Annotated in this window: 16 protein-coding genes and 1 tRNA gene; 2 read left to right on the forward strand and 15 right to left on the reverse strand. The window is 51.4% G+C overall.

The features are described 5' to 3' along the window. Window positions 1–9: 9 nt before the first annotated feature. The 14 genes from Q8K39_RS19735 to petA all read right to left on the reverse strand — a co-directional run bounded on the left by Q8K39_RS19735 (window position 10) and on the right by petA (window position 14953). Window positions 10–2190 carry a S9 family peptidase gene (locus tag Q8K39_RS19735; RefSeq protein WP_305262855.1) on the reverse strand — a complete coding sequence of 727 codons (2181 nt, stop codon included), beginning with the start codon at window positions 2188–2190 and terminating at the stop codon, window positions 10–12. A gap of 178 nt (window positions 2191–2368) precedes the next feature. Continuing rightward, window positions 2369–3424: an AAA family ATPase gene (locus tag Q8K39_RS19740; RefSeq protein ID WP_305262857.1), complete on the reverse strand. Its 1056-nt coding sequence runs from the start codon at window positions 3422–3424 to the stop codon at window positions 2369–2371. Beyond that, the gene (pnuC, locus tag Q8K39_RS19745) at window positions 3421–4011 is read right to left on the reverse strand and encodes a nicotinamide riboside transporter PnuC (RefSeq protein WP_186955614.1); all 591 of its coding nucleotides are present in this window, start codon (window positions 4009–4011) and stop codon (window positions 3421–3423) included. Before pnuC ends, Q8K39_RS19740 begins: the two co-directional genes overlap by 4 nt. Next, window positions 4008–5360 (reverse strand): AMP-binding protein, encoded by a 1353-nt coding sequence (locus Q8K39_RS19750; RefSeq protein WP_305262858.1) that lies wholly within the window; start codon window positions 5358–5360, stop codon window positions 4008–4010. Before Q8K39_RS19750 ends, pnuC begins: the two co-directional genes overlap by 4 nt. Before the next feature lie 10 nt (window positions 5361–5370). After that, entirely contained in the window at window positions 5371–5958 is a 588-nt protein-coding gene (locus Q8K39_RS19755) for a hypothetical protein (RefSeq protein WP_186955612.1), read from the reverse strand. Window positions 5959–5969: 11 nt separating this feature from the next. Continuing rightward, the gene (locus tag Q8K39_RS19760) at window positions 5970–7763 is read right to left on the reverse strand and encodes a VWA domain-containing protein (RefSeq protein ID WP_305262861.1); all 1794 of its coding nucleotides are present in this window, start codon (window positions 7761–7763) and stop codon (window positions 5970–5972) included. After that, window positions 7763–8761: a hypothetical protein gene (locus tag Q8K39_RS19765; protein ID WP_305262863.1), complete on the reverse strand. Its 999-nt coding sequence runs from the start codon at window positions 8759–8761 to the stop codon at window positions 7763–7765. Before Q8K39_RS19765 ends, Q8K39_RS19760 begins: the two co-directional genes overlap by 1 nt. Continuing rightward, window positions 8758–10338 carry an AAA family ATPase gene (locus Q8K39_RS19770; protein ID WP_186955609.1) on the reverse strand — a complete coding sequence of 527 codons (1581 nt, stop codon included), beginning with the start codon at window positions 10336–10338 and terminating at the stop codon, window positions 8758–8760. Before Q8K39_RS19770 ends, Q8K39_RS19765 begins: the two co-directional genes overlap by 4 nt. 237 nt (window positions 10339–10575) lie before the next feature. Beyond that, a tRNA-Thr gene (locus Q8K39_RS19775) sits at window positions 10576–10651 on the reverse strand. Between the two features lie 58 nt (window positions 10652–10709). After that, window positions 10710–11201: a ClpXP protease specificity-enhancing factor gene (locus tag Q8K39_RS19780; RefSeq protein ID WP_186955608.1), complete on the reverse strand. Its 492-nt coding sequence runs from the start codon at window positions 11199–11201 to the stop codon at window positions 10710–10712. A 175-nt stretch (window positions 11202–11376) separates the two neighbouring features. Continuing rightward, window positions 11377–11988, reverse strand: a complete 612-nt coding sequence (locus Q8K39_RS19785; protein ID WP_110256517.1) for a glutathione S-transferase N-terminal domain-containing protein — start codon at window positions 11986–11988, stop codon at window positions 11377–11379. Window positions 11989–12139: 151 nt separating this feature from the next. Then, complete coding sequence (locus tag Q8K39_RS19790; RefSeq protein ID WP_186955607.1) at window positions 12140–12904, reverse strand: cytochrome c1; 765 nt, start codon at window positions 12902–12904, stop codon at window positions 12140–12142. Between the two features lie 22 nt (window positions 12905–12926). Then, window positions 12927–14339 (reverse strand): cytochrome bc complex cytochrome b subunit, encoded by a 1413-nt coding sequence (locus Q8K39_RS19795; RefSeq protein ID WP_186955707.1) that lies wholly within the window; start codon window positions 14337–14339, stop codon window positions 12927–12929. After that, a complete protein-coding gene (gene petA / locus Q8K39_RS19800; protein ID WP_186955606.1) occupies window positions 14339–14953 on the reverse strand; it encodes a ubiquinol-cytochrome c reductase iron-sulfur subunit in 615 nt (204 codons plus the stop codon). Before petA ends, Q8K39_RS19795 begins: the two co-directional genes overlap by 1 nt. Window positions 14954–15331: 378 nt before the next feature. On the opposite strand from petA, the gene mscL reads away from it, so the two are divergent. Next, entirely contained in the window at window positions 15332–15751 is a 420-nt protein-coding gene (mscL, locus tag Q8K39_RS19805; protein WP_305262868.1) for a large conductance mechanosensitive channel protein MscL, read from the forward strand. Window positions 15752–15839: 88 nt separating this feature from the next. Here the strand turns inward: mscL and Q8K39_RS19810 are convergent, their stop codons facing one another. Next, window positions 15840–16607 carry a Nif3-like dinuclear metal center hexameric protein gene (locus Q8K39_RS19810; RefSeq protein WP_305262870.1) on the reverse strand — a complete coding sequence of 256 codons (768 nt, stop codon included), beginning with the start codon at window positions 16605–16607 and terminating at the stop codon, window positions 15840–15842. Window positions 16608–16614: 7 nt separating this feature from the next. Between Q8K39_RS19810 and Q8K39_RS19815 the strand changes: the two genes are divergently transcribed. Further along, on the forward strand, window positions 16615–17790 hold the full coding sequence (locus tag Q8K39_RS19815; protein ID WP_305262872.1) for a Do family serine endopeptidase: 1176 nt from the start codon (window positions 16615–16617) through the stop codon (window positions 17788–17790).

The following is a 17790-nucleotide window of genomic DNA, read 5'->3' on the forward strand; positions in this document are numbered from 1 at the left end:
AGAAAAGGATCACAGATTGTTTTTCAAAAACTCCCATTTGGCTTTTTGCAAAGACCAGTTAATCCAGTCACCGCGGGGGCTGTGTCCTACACCGGGATACAATTGCAGGCTATAGTCCTTGCCATTCTTGATCAGTTCATCGATGAACATGATGGTGTTTTGCGGATGAACATTATCATCCATGGTGCCATGCATGAGCATGATCTTACCACTCAGGTCCTTGGTGGCTTTCAGCACACTACCCTTATCATAGCCTTCTGCATTGTCTTGCGGCAGGCCCATATAACGCTCTGTATAGACGCTGTCATACAAGCGGTAATCCGTGACTGGCGCACCAACGAAACCTATTTTCCATGCCTTGCTATGCGTCATCGCATACGCAGTCATATAGCCGCCATAGCTCCAGCCATTCAGGGCTATCCTGTCCATGTCTGCCCAGCCCTGCTTGCGTAACCAGTCAAGTCCATCAAGCTGGTCTTGCAGTTCAAGTTGGCCCAGTTTTTTGTGTATGGGCCAGGCGCTGGCAAGACCTTTGTTGCTGGCACTGCGATTATCCAGTACCCAGACGATATAGCCCTGCTGCGCCAGGAAGTGGTGCCAGAGATTGTTGTTCCAGCGATCCACCACTTGTGGTGCCATGGGGCCTGAATACAGATGCTGGTAGACTGGGTATTTCTTTTTCGGATCAAAATCCGGTGGCAAGAAAAGCAGGCTTTCCATCAGGAAGCCATCACGCGATTTGATTTGCTGTTGCGTGACTTTGCCCAGTTTCAGGCTCTGCATTTTTTCTGGCACGCCTGCATCATCGACCAGCTTCAATGACCTTCCTTCTGCATTGAATACGGCCTGTTTTGGTGCTTGCTTGAGGCTGCTCCAGCTATCGATGAAATGCGTATATGCACTATTCCAGCGTGCATTGTGGGTGCCGGATTCTGTCGTCAGCCTTTGCAGCTTGCTACCATCCAGATTGATTGCATATACATCGTTACCGATGGGATTGCGTTCATTGGCCGAAAAAAAGACTTTGCCTTTTGCTTCGTCAACGCCATAGACAGTGCGTATATCCCAGTCGCCTTTGGTAATCGCCCCTTTGAACTGGTATTGCTGGTCATAGTGATACAGGTGATGGTGACCTGTGCGGTCAGAGGCCCAGACAAAGCTACCATCTTTCAAGAACTGTGGCAGCGGCAAACGCTCCACCCAGGCCGGGCTGCTTTCGCGCAGCAATTGTTTGCTGCGGTATTGCGTATCATAGATGCGCAAGTCCAGCCAGGTTTGCACACGGTCTTGCCAGGATGCCAGCAACTTGCCATCTGGAGTCCAGCCCACCTGTACGATCAGGGTTTCCTTGCCTGCATAAGGGTTCTCGGTCCAGCTGGTTTTGCCGTTCATGTCAACGACACCCAGTTTGACCTCAGGGTTAGGATCGCCAGCTTTTGGGTAGCGGGTGCGCTCACTCTTGATGGGTTGCAGATGGTCGCCGCTGAGAGTGTAAACTGGCACCTTGCTTTCATCAAAACTCAGGTAAGCGATGTTTTTGGAATCTGGTGCCCACCAGAATGCACGCAAGTGACCACGCCCATAAATCTCTTCCATGTAAACCCAGTCCAGGCGGCCATTGAAGATGGTTTCGCTGCCGCCTGTGGTCAGTCGTTTTTCTGTCGCTGTGAGCAGGTCTGTCAGGTACATGTCATTACCCTTCAGATAGGCGACCGATTGCAGGTCAGGTGACAGGATAGCTTCATCTTCAGCCTGATCCGGCGTATGGGTCAGTTCCCTGACCCTGCCCTGCTGCATATCCAATAGCCATAAGTCATTTTTATAAGTGAACAGATACGATTTCAAATCTGGTTTGAACTGCGGTGTCAGCTTATCGACCTGGGCCTTGGCTTCTTTCTCTGGGATGCCTGCGGCTGTCATCAGGGCCAGGATATTGCCATCGGCAGCCAGGGCCTGTTTTTCCCAGTTGACGGGATTAACAACAAATTGCTGGACTATGCCATCCTTGCTTTGCGTTTCTATCAATCGGTTTTGCGCATCCCAGGCAAGACGAGTCAGGGGCTTGGTATCGAATTTTTCTTTTTTTGTGGGGTGATACATCATCTCAAGACTGAGCATGCCCTCCTGGGCTTGGGCTGCCGTAGCTATCAGCAAAAACGGCAAGACGCAGGATGTGAAACGGATTTTCATGAATTCCCTCAATATTTTTATAATGAATATGGCAACCGGAGTTTAAACAGGATGCCATGTCCTGACTAAGACTATTTGGCTGCCACACAGTTCACAGCAGCCCATTGAACAAGACAAAGCACAGAAAAATGCCTGCCAGCTTTACATATCTAAAGGCAAGTCTGCATTATGATGATTTTTATTTGCCACCCAGATATTTCATGACCTGGGACAGCCGCTGCTCAAGGCTGCCGCAAACGCGCAAATAAGGCAAGGTACGCTGCGCCAGTTGCTGTTTATACCATTCTTGCTGATGCAGCCGGAAAGCCTGGTCCTGACGCGTACCATCCTGTATCAGGGGGATATCTATATCGCACAGGATGATGAAGTCATAGGGCGTATTTGCCATGTCTTGTAAGGCATCTGAAGCTTGTTGAAACATCGCCAGGCTATACAGCAAGGTCGTCATTGGCGAAGTATCGCAGACCAGCCACTGGTTTGCCTGGGGACGCAACTGCTCTTCATGTGCCAGTTGCTTCACGGCGATGGCCTGCATATCTTCAAACACCAGTTGCCCATCTTTTTCTACCCACAGATGACGCCCATATTCCGGCACCCACAGGGTATGCAAATGCCGTGCAAGTGCCTCGGCCAGGGTGGTCTTGCCGCTGGACTCAGCACCCAGCAGGCAAATCTTTTTGACGAAGCTGGCATACACATGGCTGGACAGATACGCTTTATTTGCATGGGGATCCAGGCGCACTTTGGTCCCGGACACAGGCACGGTAAGACGCTGCTTGTCCAGCTTGATATGGGCCACGACAGGCAAGCCAGGATCATGCTGCTGAAAGCGCTGCGTCAGCACCGCTGCAAAACCATCACCATAATCTTCACTGGTGAAAACAGCATCAGCCGTGCTATCCAGTAGCGCCAGGCATAGCCAGGCGACGAACTGCCGGTGTATATCCTCAGCGGCATCGTTATGGGGAACTTCAGGGATGTCCTGTATGCCGCGTTCGCTACACAAGCGCTGCAGGATCGCATCATCGATGACCAGCCGCTGGATATACGGGAATGACAGCTCCAGCCAGCGCTCACGCACTAGCGGGCCACATAAAGGGAATTCTGGCTTGGTATAACTGATCACCAGCAAATCTTCACATGCCGCGATTGCCTGCTCTATCAGGTATTCATGCCCCTTATGCAAGGGGCAGAATTTGCCGACGATCAAACCACGCTGAAATGTCTTGCTCATTTTGCCGCAACCACAAAAGAAATAGCCTGGTCACTGTTCAGGTTTTTCCGCCATGCCAGCCAGGACACAATGGCATTGATCCAGTAAAACGCATACAGGAAAGCTGTCAGATACAATTCGCGGCTGGCATACAGTGGTACGGCGATGGTATTCACCAGCAGCCAGAATACCCAGGTTTCCATGCGCCTTTGCATCAATAGTATCTGCGCGATGATACTGAATACCAGTACCGCTGAATCGACAAAAGGGGCATAAGCCTTGGTCCAGTAGTACAAGAGCATCCCATAGCCCAGCGTTGCCAGCAAACCCACAGGTATGGACCATAGATAGCTGGCATGGCCTGCCCTGGAAATTGGTAGCGGCCTACCATTACGCCCTCTCAACCATTGCCACCAGCCTGTCATGCTGGTAACGATAAAAAATAACTGCAGCAATACATCGGCATACAGCAGGGCCTGGCCAAACACCAGGGCAAACAAGATGCTGCCTATGATGCCTGTCCACCAGGTGTGTACGCTATTGCGTCCTGCCAAAATAATGGAGGCTGTGGTGACTGCATTGGCAGACAATTCTAATGCTGAAATCAAGGGTGAGCGCCTTCCAGGTCGGATGTGTATTGCAGTATTTTATTATCAGTCGTTATCGTCTCTACTATCAGCTGCCGGATATTGAATAAGCTTGCCAGTGCCTGCTTTGCTTCGTCCGCCAAGTGCATGACAGATGGGGCCAGTCGTATGACGCTGCGGCCATCTGCACGTTGATGAAAACCATATTGTGGCAGCGGCAAGGCCTGTAATGCATGGGTGATGTCGATATTGTTGACCCAGGCACCAGTCCTGGTTTGAAACCTGACTGGGGAACGACCAGCCAGACCGACCAGCATGGGGCCTTTGGCACTGATCGCCATTGAGGCAAAATCACCTGTGCGGTAACGCAGCAGCGGCATGCAAAAATTGAAGCCGCCAGACAGACAAATTTCACCACGCTGGCCAGTTGCTACTGGCTGGCCTTTACTGTCGAGTATCTCTACATATAATTCTGGCTGCAACAGCAGATGGCCGCCAACAGCGGCATCATACACAGCCACAGGCCCGACTTCATTGAGGGAATAAATATCCAGCACAGGGCAGTGAAAACGTGCTTCCAGCATCTGCCGCATACCGGCTGAAAGGGCCATGGAAACCGAGATCAGAGCGCGCGGCAATTTTGTCAATTCCAGTTTTGTCAGCTCTGCAAATGAAAGCGGGTCACCCGTCATGACTTCTGGTGCCAGCGCATCCAGATAGCGCGCGCGGTCTTCTGGTTCACGCCAGTCATCCACATGCAAATTGATCTTGGCCAGGCCAGAATCATCCATGGTGGGCGTCACCGAAGTATAGGTAAAACAGCGCTGCTGGAAACCCACCAGCACCACGCCGACTTGCCCGCGTCCGTGCCGCAGTCGAATGCCATTCAGCAGTAAAGCCCGTTTGTGGAAAGTCAGGTAACGTGCCGCCACGACAGGATGGGAAGCAATGAGCATGGGGTGGCCAGTCGTACCTGTGGTACGAAAATTGATGAGCCTTTCCAGGGGCACAGTGTCTGGCACAAAGGCAGCAATATCTGCTGCCAGGTCAGCGCGGTTGATTGTAGGTATGTCTGCAAATTTTTGTGGAGCAGAACCCAGGGCCCGGTAATGTGGGACATGGGTAAAGACATGCGCAATGAATTGCCTGAGCCAGTCAGGTTCCAGGCCAGGGGCCCATGTAATGGGCTGGCCTATATGTTTTTTTTCAAAATCACGCAGCTCTTCCACTTCATTCTCAAGCAGGCGGTTACCACTTTGATTGCGAAAGGTGGGAGCAGATGGATGTTCAGTCATGAAATCCAGCATGGCCCTGCCGTGTTCAGACAAGGTCGGAAAATTGCTGATCTCTTGTGATGTAGCCAGGCTCATTCATGTGTCCTCATTCACGCGTCCACTTATCGGCAGATTCTTCTGCCGCTTTCTTTGCCAGCGCTTCACGTATGGCGCGTGCACGCTGCTCTGCTGCGCGGCTGGCTTCGACAAGTCGGCGACGCTCTATACCGCTGATGCTGGATAATCTGTCTGTCGCTTGCGCCAGGCTTTCGCCATAGGGTCGGTAATTCAAACGCGCCAGCACTACCCTGGCCAGTTCTTCGCGTCTGTCAGGGTCACTGGCAAATTTGTGTGCGGCAGTGGCAGCAGCCAACTCAGCAACAGTCTGGTCAAGTATCGTCATGAACTGCGCCGCTGGTAGCGCGGCTTTGATAAACCACTCATCTGCCAGCAACCAAGTAGCGATCATGGTCAGGGCCAGACGGTTTCTGTCTTTGCCCGCATCCATACCATCAAATTTTTCCAGGCCATCGAGCGGCGATACATTACCCAGCATGCGCAATACATCGTTGACAAGTGCTGCCACGGCGACGCCTTTATTGTTTTTTGCCATGCGCGGTTCATCGAGGAAATCTGGCGGTATGTTTGCCAGCCTGTGCGTCAGGGTTTCCAGTATAGGGCCAATGTTATCCATGCTTTTTTTGCTTATCTCAGATAATGTTGCTGACTGAAAACGCGGGCGAATTCCATCAAATGCTCGAACCCGGTGATGGCATGGATATGCCATCCCTGCTCATCGCGAGCACGCTTCAGGTCCTGTGGCACCTGCGCATAGTATCTGGATTCTTTTTCCCAGTCCGATGGCAAATTCAAGGCCATGCTGCCACCGGCACGTCCTTTTTCCAGGGCCATGGCGGAGATATCCCAGCCGTCGTTGCCAAGCTCGTCTTTATCGAACATAGTGGTAATGCCATCGTCGGAAATCATCAGGATATGCACGGCGCGGTCCGCTGGTTTTCTGTTGGCAAATGTGTCGCGCATTCGTGGTATGGGGAAACAGGTTGCACCACCAAAAAAGCCGGTCAGCACACTGAGTATTTCCGCATCATCACGCACAAAGCCATTGGTTTGCAGGGTTTGGTTCTTGCCGCTCCACAAAGTCACCTGCACACGCGAGCCCGCGCGCAAAGCTGACATGGCGATAATGGCCCCCGCCAGCGTCAAGTAGGATGTATGCGTCTGCGGATTGGGCATGGAACCTGAACTGTCTACATACATATCCAGGTCTATGGGTATATGTCCGGGGTCTTTGCCCTGCTCGTTGCCGTAAGCACGTTTTACCGTGGTCAGGCCAGGGATGGGGTGCGGCGACTGCAGCAAAGTCTGCAGCCAGTCTATTTCATCAAAGGGTTCGCCTGTATCCCATTGTTCCAGCCCCTCTAGCTGTGGTTCTGGTGATAGCGGCCTGGGTCGTTTGGGGAAAGGCACCAGGTGTGGCAAGGCACGTTCACGGTAATAGCGTATGGCAATTTCATGATCCGACATCTGTATGCCTGCGGCCCTGAGGATTTCACCATATTCATAAGGCTCGCGGGTTTGTCCTGATGATGACGATGCGGTATTTTCATCTGGGGATGTCATGACCTCATCCACACCTGATACCAGAGGGTCATTGGCCGGGTGGACAGCACCATCGATTTCATCCGCCTCTATCTCCTGCGCGCCTATGGGTTCACAACCGGCTGCGGCATCTTTGGTGTCATGCCAATGTGCGAGGGCTTGCTGGCTGGCGCTGGCTTCATTATCGGCAATCAGATAGGGTAGCAGCAGCGTGGCAAACTTGCCTGCGCCATGCATCCAGTCGCCTGCATATACACGTATCAAACGTGCGCCCAGCCAGGCATCCGTATCCATTTCTGGGCTGACGGCATTACTGGCAATCAGGCTGCCTTTTTCCAGCTTCCATAATTGCTCATAAATGCGCATGTAAAGCGTCCAGATCTGGCTGCTGGCAGTCGCAGCGTTTTCGCTCTGACCTTTGCCATGTTGCGCAAGACGCAGATAAATGTCTGCCATGCGCAAACTGGCCTGCCTGTGCAACCTGTCATTGATGTAAAGGTCTGTGTACAAGTTGGCGACCGTGGGCGCAAATTTTTCCAGCGTGGGCAAGGCGCGGCGTATCCTGGCCAGCAGGCGGAATTGTTCAGTCACACTGCCGGGCGCAAACACATGATGGCCAACTTCATGCGCCAGAATTTCAAGGGCATAATCTTGCAAACCTAGTTGCTGTATGCCTTCCAGGTCCACTACAACACTTTGATCGGACAGACGTATCATGGCAAAGCTGCCACTCAAGCCTTCTTGCGAGGCAGCCAGGCGGCTTACACACAATAGGGGTTCTTGCAGGCGCGTAAACCTGCTCCATGCAGCCAGCGCCTGTGGCCACGCCGCCTGCCATGCTGCGAGCAGCACTTGCTGAGCTGTGGATTGCGTATTCATTACAGTGGATACAGGCTGATGCCATATGTATACGGTGAGCTGACCGCGACCGTATGCAGATTGCAAGTCAAAACCAATTCTTTTGCAGGCAAGTTCAAGCTATGTTTGCCTCGTCTGGTCAGCAAGCTACTTCCCTGTACGGTGGCCGCAAGGGGACCAGTAAGCACAGGGCCATGCTCAAATTCCTCCTGGCTCGCCCCATGCAGGACTGCCCCATAGACATCTGCCATCAGCAAAAAATAGCGATCAGCACTTTTTACCCAAAAACCATATTCACAGGCACGCAACTCTGGCGGCGCTGGGAAAGCACCGCCCAAGCCTGTGAAATGACCTATAGAAATGCCATGCTCGTTCACATTCATTTGCTTTATGTCGGGGCACCACCAGGGGTCTTGCTGCATTTGTTTTTTTATCAGTTGCCAGTCACTACCTGCTTCTGCACCCAGCATCTGCAATGACAAAGCCGGTGGCAAGGTATCCGCAATGGCCATGCCCCCCTCCCTGAAATGCGTCATGCCTGCACGCCATGCCAATACCTGCCCGGTTGCCTGCAAGGCAGACAAACTGGTGATCAGTGGCGCGATGTTTTTCATTTCACTCAGCCATTGATCTACTCTTGCGCCAGGCGTCTTTTCTATATTCAGTGCGGCATTTGTGAGCAGGGCAAACACCTCCGTCGGCGCATTGACCAGTATGTGGGTATAGACTGGCAATAAATCCTGCCATACTCTGTCAACAATCTTGCTGCGTGCACCGGTACCGGTAAAAGCCTGGCCAACCAGATCAAGCGCGATATCGTAGGCAGTAAGAGCAATCACGGCAAGTCTATCTGGCATGCGCGCTGATACAGCTTGCACGACCGGGGCTACACCGTCTTGTAAAAAATCGGCAAGAGCCTGCACATCAAAAGCAGGGTAGCGCCGCCTGGCTTCTACTACCCTGGCATTAAACTGGCTGCGCCCAGCCGCCAGTACCTGAGCAAAGGGTCCGGATATCATTGCGAGCGCAGCCACTTGAGATAATTGGTATAGCGCTGGTGCAGGTATTTCAGCTTGAGCAAATCATCATATAAATGACCATATAATTTGCGGCCTTTGACACGGTCACCGATCAGGCGTTCTATTCTCATTAGCCTCGCTCTGGTATCGCGTTCACTGACATCGTTCAAGCCCTGGGCGAATTCGGCAGCCAGTTCTCCTACAGGATCATCCCTGTCCAGGTCAAGACGGTTGAATTCATCATTCGAGAGATCAAACAAGCGGCGCAACCAGCCCAGGCGGTCAGTCTTGTAGGCTGCGTTTTCTGGACGCGAGAAAAATGGGGCATCGATGTCAGGATGCAGTTTATCCAGCAAGACAAAGGGCAGAACCTGGCGCAGGTCGTCCAGTTCCACACTTTTATTACCGCGAAAATAAGCCAGTGATTTGGCAAAAATCAACAAGGTCATGAGATTGCGGACCGATACCCCGTTCATGGTCTGGCAACCCAGGTCCTTTAGGCGGTCGCGGCCATTATCTGCTGCTACGAGCTGCCCCCAGTCCATGCCGGATAGTCGCGCCGTGTCTTTGGTCATGTATTCAAACTGGGCACCAGCAGTTTCAAACAATTCAAACTGACTGCAAAAAAATTCCAGCCTGTGCCGCACTTCTGGCGGCACTTCAATCTGGCGGATTTCTTCTCCTGCGCGATCAACCTCCTCCTCAGTGAAAATCAATTCACGCGGCATCAACTCTTCTGGCCGTATATTTTCTTCTATGCGTACCAGCAAGTCATTCAAAAAGCGTGGATTGAATGCCAGTGCCTGCACAGTGACGTCTATGCGGTCGCGCAAGGCATCAATCACCTGATAAGTGCCGCCACCCTGGTCATCATTCGCAGTCAGGTACCAGGCCGATTCAGGACATTCAAAAATCTGCCCCAGCACCTCAGCATAATTGTCACCCATCACTGTCAGCAAGGCACTTTGGGTGCGAGTGGGGATACGGTTATATTCATCGACGATCTTGACCCGCATACCCAGCCATTTGCGCCAGGCGATGCGGATATCGTCCATATTCTGCGCCGCCATCAAATCAGATGGCAGCGGGTTGCCGAGCAGATCGGCAATCGTCATCTGAGGATGGCCATGCTGCATGGCACGACGTACATCGCGCACAGGAGCGCCGGAGAGTACGCCCATCAAAATAGCACTGGCCGTCTTGCCACGTCCTGGCCCACCAACAAACAGGCATTTTTTGCGGGTAACAAAAGTCAGCAGTGGCAGCAGGATGAAGCTGGAATAACTTTGCGCCGATGGCAGTGTCAAAGTGCGCTTGCTGTCGCCTACCGCGTAAGTCTGGCTGGGACCTTCATTATATTCAATATCGTAGTGCGGGCTGATGATGGCATTATTCACTATCCAGAAATACGCCTGGCGCAATTTTTCATCCAGCGCCTGCTCACCTGCCACCGCTGCCGCCCCGCTTTGCACCGGCCCCTGGTACAGGGCCGCCACATCAAACTGCCGTGGCTTGACCACAGGCCTGGGATTGGTAGGCGCTTGCGAAATACGGTTGAAGATATTAAATGGTGACATCGGATGTTTCCAGACTGGTATTTAACATGGATTAATATTTTGTATTTTTCCATATAAAGACAAACACTGGAAAAGAATATGGCGAGAAGCATGCGGCGATGGCACACTAGGAAAGTCGATGGAAGCGTGACGAGTACTCAATACCCTGCATGAGCCACGGCGGCACGACAAAAAGGATGAGAAATTTGAAGATATAAAGAAAAACCCACCGTTATTTCTAACGATGGGTTCTTAATTTGGTGCCGACTGCCGGAATCGAACTGGCCACCTGATGATTACAAGTCAACTGCTCTACCAAATGAGCTAAGTCGGCGAAACTTTATTCGTTTTTGCTTCGTTGCCGTTACATTCCCGAAGACCAAGATTATAGGCTACTTTATTATTTTTAGCGAGGGCTTTTCTGATTTTTTTTCAGATTTTTTTATTTCATCTGTAGAAACCTGGTTTTCCACTGGGGAAGGTGCGCTTTTCACCGATGCAAGGCCCAGTACAGGCTTAGCCGTTTCTTCAACTTCTGCGGCGGCAACTTCATTTTCTTCTTCAGCTCCGCTGAGGTCGACTTCAAAAGCCATGCCCTGGCCATTTTCACTTGCATAGACTGCCAGGACATTTTCCACGGGTACATAGATTTCGCGGGATACGCCACCGAAGCGGGCTTTGAAGACCACGGCATCATTGTCCATCTTCAGGCCACTTGTCGCGCCGAAACTGATATTGAGTACGATTTCACCGTTCCGGACGAATTCCATGGGGACACGGGCAGCATGGTTGACCTTGACGGCCATATAAGGGGTAAAGCCATTGTCGGTGCACCATTCATAGATGGCACGCATAAAATAAGGTTTGGTGGATATTTCTTGCATGTTTATACAATCGGTGAAAATGTACTTTAAGAGCTGCGTTAAGTTTACAACTAAGTGTGCAACAAGAAAATGCCGTAAAAGATGCTTTCAGGGCTACTTTAAGCATAGGCGTAGTGCCCAAAAACAACAAGGCTGATATGCATCAGCCTTGTTATCTTATCCTGAAAAGTCGTGCTTATCTGCGCATAACTTTTTCAGATGGCGTCAGTGCTTCGATGTAGGCAGGACGAGAGAAAATACGTTCTGCATATTTCATCAAAGGTGCTGCTGTCTTCGACAATTCTATACCGTAGTGATCGAGGCGCCACAACAATGGGGCAACCGCCACGTCAAGCATGGAGAATTCATCGCCCAGCATGTATTTGTTCTTGACGAACAAAGGTGCGAGCTGGGTCAGGCGGTCGCGGATTTCTGCGCGTGCCTTGTCCTGCACTTTGGCAGACGCAGTGTTCTTGTCGTTTTCCAGAGTGTGGACGTGGATGAACAATTCTTTTTCAAAATTGAACAGCATCAGACGTGCGCGGGCGCGTTGCAGCGGGTCTGCCGGCATCAGTTGCGGATGCGGGAAGCGCTCGTCTATGTACTCGTTGATGATATTGGATTCATACAATATCAATTCACGTTCAACCAGGATAGGCACCTGACCATAAGGATTCATGGTCGAGATATCTTCAGGCTTGTTAAACAGATCAACATCGCGGATTTCAAAATCCATGCCTTTTTCGAACAACACCAGGCGGCAACGTTGAGAAAATGGGCAGGTTGTACCCGAGTAGAGAACCATCATTTTTATAGTTCCTTAGAAACGATCGGGGCGAGGAGCCAGTTTTGCGCACCTCACCCCTGGGATTACACGTCCGTCTACGACGGAGAAAAACGGACGATCTCAAAAAATTCCTGGCTCGTACTATGAATAGCGCAAGCCGGAAACCTTACATTTATTTTACTTCTTTCCAGTAAGACGCGTTCAAACGCCAAGCCAGAGTCGCCAGTGTTGCCAGGAACAACAGGACCCAGACGCCCAGACGCTTGCGCGTGCTTTGTGCTGGCTCACCCATCCACTGCATGTAGGCAACCAGGTCACCGACTGCATTGTCATACTCTATCTTGTTCATCGTGCCTGGTTTAACCAGATCAAAGCCAACAAACTTGTGCACCTTTTTGGATGCATCGTGTGGATCTTTTTCTTCCACTACCTTTTCTTCTTGTACGCCTTGCAATTCCCACAATACGTGCGGCATGCCCACACTAGGAAACACTTTATTGTTCCAGCCGCTTGGGCGGGAATCATCTTTGTAGTAAGTACGCAGATAAGTGTAAATCCAGTCAGCACCAGTACCATCACCTGAGGCTTTGGCACGGGCAATTACGGACAAATCAGGCGGTACTGCGCCAAACCATTCCTTGGCATCCTTGGCTGACATGGTGGTCTTCATCAGGTCGCCAACTTTTTCGCCAGTGAACAGCAAGTTTTGCTTGATCTGGTCATCTGTCAAACCGATATCTTTCAAACGGTTGTAACGCATGGCAGAAGCAGAGTGGCAGTTCAGGCAATAGTTGACGAACAACTTGGCACCGTTTTGCAATGCGGCCATATCGGTAGAACGATCAGGTGCGCTGTCCAAAGGGAAAGTGCCACCAGCCGCCAACACCATTGCAGGTGCAAATGCCAGCACAGCGATCAGTTTTTTAAGTAATTTCATGCTTATTCTTCCTCGCTAATTCTCAGTGCGCTGCAAATGTAACGCGCTTGGGCACGGGCTTAAATGTTCCCATCGCACTCCACCATGGCATCAGCATGAAGAAGCCGAAGTAGATGACTGCGCAAACCTGGGAAACACGCTCACCCGCCGGCGATGGCGCCTGCACACCGAGGTAACCCAGGGTAACGAAGGCAATACCGAACACGATGTAGACATACTTGTGCCAGTCAGGACGGTAACGTATCGATTTGACCGGGGACACATCCAGCCATGGCAACAGTGCCAGTATCATGACAGAACCGCCGAACAATACCACACCCCAGAATTTTGCATCCAGTGCACCTGGCATCATGCCAGCAATGGCGATCAATGCAATTGCTGCAATTGCTATCTTCAGCATTTGTGGCAACTTGGTGGTCAGCCAGATCAGTGCGACATAAGCAACAGCACCAGCTTGCACTACGAACAGGAACTCGGAAGTCGTTGCACGCAGGATCGAATAGAAAGGTGTGAAATACCAGGTTGGTGCAATATGCGGAGGCGTTTTCAAAGAATCCGCTGGAATGAAGTTGTTGTACTCAAGGAAGTAACCACCCATTTCCGGTGCAAAGAACACGACTGCACTGAAAATAGTCAGGAACACAGTCACGCCAAAGATATCGTGGAAAGTGTAGTAGGGGTGAGAAGGTATGCCATCAACAGGATGACCATCAGGGCCGATATTGTCCTTGATTTCGATACCGTCGGGATTGTTGGAACCCACTTCATGCAAGGCGATCAAGTGAGCAGCCACCAGGCCCAGCAAGACCAGAGGAATCGCGATCACGTGGAAAGAGAAGAAGCGGTTCAATGTTGCGTCAGACACTACATAGTCACCACGAATCCACAAAGACAGATCAGGGCCGATGAAAGGAATGGCACCAAACAGGTTAACAATCACCTGAGCCCCCCAGTAAGACATCTGACCCCATGGCAGCAGGTAACCGAAGAAAGCTTCGGCCATCAGGCACAGGAAAATCGCGAAACCGAACAACCAGATCAGTTCACGTGGCTTGCGGTAAGAACCGTACAGGAAGGCACGTGTCATGTGCAGGTACACGACGATGAAGAATGCCGACGCGCCAGTAGAGTGCATGTAGCGCACCAGCCAGCCCCAGGGCACATCACGCATAATGTATTCAACCGACGCAAACGCCAGCGTTGCATCTGGTTTGTAATGCATAACCAGGAATATACCTGTGACGATCTGGATAACCAGCACCAGCATCGCCAGGGAACCAAAGATGTACCAGAAATTGAAGTTCTTTGGAGCGTAATACTTGCCCCATTGATCATTCCACAATTTAGTTAGCGGAAAACGGGAATCGACCCAGTTCAAGGCCTTGTCCACGACAGGTGCGTCTGCCGGGAGTTTTTTCTCAACAAATGCCATGATTAAGCCTCGCCTTTCTCATCTTTACCGATGATGATTTTGGTGTCCGATAAAAACATGTGACGAGGCACATCCAGATTTTGTGGAGCTGGCTTGTTTTTATATACACGACCCGCCAGATCGAAAGTCGATCCGTGGCATGGGCAAAGAAAGCCGCCTTTCCAGTCATCCGGCAGGGATGGCTGTATGCCTTCCTGGAATTTGGAGATTGGGGAGCAACCCAGATGTGAGCAGATACCGACGGCGATCAGAATGTCGCTATGCTCTTTGCGGGCGCGGCTTTGCTTGTCGCAATACTCTGGCATATCCATGGTGTAAGGCTTTTCCGACTTTGGATCGGCAACCTTGTCTTCAGTCTTTTTCAGACTGTCCATCATTTCTGGTGTGCGTTTCAGAATCCATACTGGCTTACCGCGCCATTCTGTTGTTTGCATTTCGCCCGGTTTCAAGGACGAAATGTCCACTTCCACCGGCGCACCTGCAGCCTTAGCGCGCTCGGATGGCTGGAAAGTGCTTACCAGCGCACCTGCCGTTGCCAAGCCAGCCACACCACCCGCCGCGCAAGTGGCGACGAGTAAACCGCGACGGCCGGAATCGACCTGCTTTTCGATACTCATACCAACCCCAATCTGTCAATAATCAAAACTTGATGAAGCAAAACCCAACTTCTAGCAACCTTAAATTATAAATGACCCGGATATGGTTTTAAAGAAAAAGATATCCGAAACGCCAACTTGCTGGCATTTTTCAACAATTCAAGCCCCATTTGCTTGTTCGGGCTGGTTGAAATTGTGCTTTCAGCACAAAATCACGAGAGGTACTCAATATTTAAAATCTGTGAGAAAAGAAAATTGACAAAAATCTGCGAGCTTTTCCTGTACTTTGCACATTAAAATCGTGCAACTTAAATTTTGGACATGCATTTTTGTAGCTTATTTTGCACCAAAACACACTCTTTTTCAGCTTTTTATCAGCCTCTCAACAGGAGAATTTCTATGGCTATGTTGCAAGAATTCAAAACCTTTATCAGCCGCGGCAATGTGGTTGACCTGGCTGTCGGCGTCATCATCGGCGCTGCCTTTGGCAAGATCGTTGACTCTCTGGTGGGTGATATCGTCATGCCTGTCATCGGTCGCATTGTCGGTGGCCTGGACTTTTCCAATTACTACATCCCGCTGAATGGCCAGGGCACGCATCTGGTGCTGGTGGAAGCGAAAAAAGCGGGCGGTGTGATAGCCTATGGTAATTTTATCACTGTCAGCGTGGGCTTCGTTATCCTGGCATTTGTTATTTTCCAGATGGTGAAACTAGTCAATGCACTGAAAAAGCCTGAGCCTGCAGCGGAACAGGCACCTGAAGTCACTGCGGAAGATATCTTGCTGTTACGTGAGATCAGGGATTCGCTGAAGAAGTAAGCTGAAAGCTGGCAGTTCTCAGTCTTTCAACACACGAATAATGAGTGTAGCTCCTGCCTGATCAGCAGGAGACCACCAGACTTGGCACTCACACCGGATTATCAATATCCACAAAGCTGTGTTTGATTCCAAACTGAGCAGCGATAAAGTCCCCCAGACTCTGTACCCCAAAACGCTCGGTTGCATGATGGCCACAGGCGATGTAAGCGACACCTGATTCGCGTGCCAGGTGAACAGTAGGTTCGGAAATTTCACCACTCAGATACACCGACGCCCCGGCAGCAATCGCCTGATCCAGCATATTCTGGGCAGCGCCAGTACACCAGGCGACGCGGCCAACTGGAGCAGCAGGGTCGCCGATCAGTAAGGGTTTGCGCTCCAGTTTCAACTCTATATGCAGGGCCAGGTCAGCCAGTGTAGCGACTGCCTGATCATCCACAGTACCCAGCCAGGCCAGATCATTTTCACCAAAGCGACCGTCAGCAGTAAAGCCCAGGCGGCGGCCCAGACCGATGTTATTGCCCAGCTCGGCATGATTATCCAGCGGCAAATGGTAGGCGAACAGGGAAATATCATGTTCCAGCAAGAGTTTCAGGCGCCGTTGTTTCTGCCCGATGACGCGCATATCTTCACCGCGCCAGAAATAACCATGATGCACAAGGATGGCATCGGCCTGCATTTCCACGGCTTTTTCCAATAATGCTAAACTGGCGGTCACGCCGCTGACTATATGCTTAATCGTGTTGCGCCCTTCCACCTGCACGCCGTTTGGGCAATAATCACGAAAGTAATTCACTTGCAGTTCTTTTGCAAGAAATTGCGCCAAGTCTTCCCGATTCACTGATTTCATACTCATACTCACTATGCGTCGTCTTTGGTTATTGTTTGCCCAAACTGTTACTGTAGGTCTGGCGATCTGGTTTATTGTAACCACCTTGCAACCCGATTGGGTGAAAGCTGCTTATAACACCAGGCAAACCCAGACGCTGAATGCAGGTGCCCCGATCAAGGAAGCGCCTGCCAATAGCGTGCCCGCGCAAAGTTCGTATGGCACTGCTGCCAAACGTGCCATGCCGTCAGTGGTGAATATTTTCACATCGAAAGAAGTACGCCAGCGCCGCAACCCACTCTTGAACGACCCCTTCCTCAGGCGCTTCTTTGGTGATCAGCAAAACCCACAGGCCGAGCGCTTGTCCAGTCTTGGCTCGGGCGTGATCGTCAGTTCAGAAGGCTATATCCTGACCAACAACCATGTCGTGGAAACTGCCGACGATATCGAAGTTGCCCTGGCAGATGGCCGCAAGGCCCGCGCCAAGCTGGTCGGTACAGACCCGGAGACCGATCTGGCGGTCATCAAGATTGATTTACCAAATTTGCCAGCAATTACCCTGGGGCGCGCTGACCAGGCAAGTGTCGGCGATGTCGTCCTCGCTATCGGCAACCCTTTTGGTGTAGGCCAGACTGTCACCATGGGCATTATCTCGGCTTTGGGCCGCAATAATTTGACCGAGAATGCCTTTGAAAACTTCATACAAACTGATGCCGCGGTCAACCCTGGCAACTCAGGTGGCGCGCTGGTGGATGTGAATGGCAATCTGTTGGGTGTCAATACGGCAATTTATTCGCAAACTGGCGGTTCGGTAGGCATAGGTTTTGCCATCCCGGTATCTACCGTCAAACTGGTGATGGAATCCATTATCAACAATGGTCACGTCGTGCGCGGCTGGATAGGCGTGGAGCCGCAAGACATCACGCCGGAACTGGCCGACAGCTTTGGTTTGAAACAAAAGTCCGGCGCCATTATCGCAGGTGTGATCCGTGGCGGCCCGGCTGACAAGGCGGGGATGAAGCCCGGTGACATCCTGATCGCGATCGAAGGCAAGCCGGTCGGTGACACCACCCAGATGCTAAACCTGGTGGCCCAACTGAAGCCTGGCAACAAAGCCAAGATCACCGTCCTGCGTGATACCAAGGAACCGACACTGGAAGTCTTGATCGGCAAACGCCCTTCAGTGCGCAAAGAAGAAGCCAGGGAATAG

Source organism: Undibacterium sp., from assembly GCF_030683615.1.
Classification (GTDB): domain Bacteria; phylum Pseudomonadota; class Gammaproteobacteria; order Burkholderiales; family Burkholderiaceae_D; genus Undibacterium; species Undibacterium umbellatum.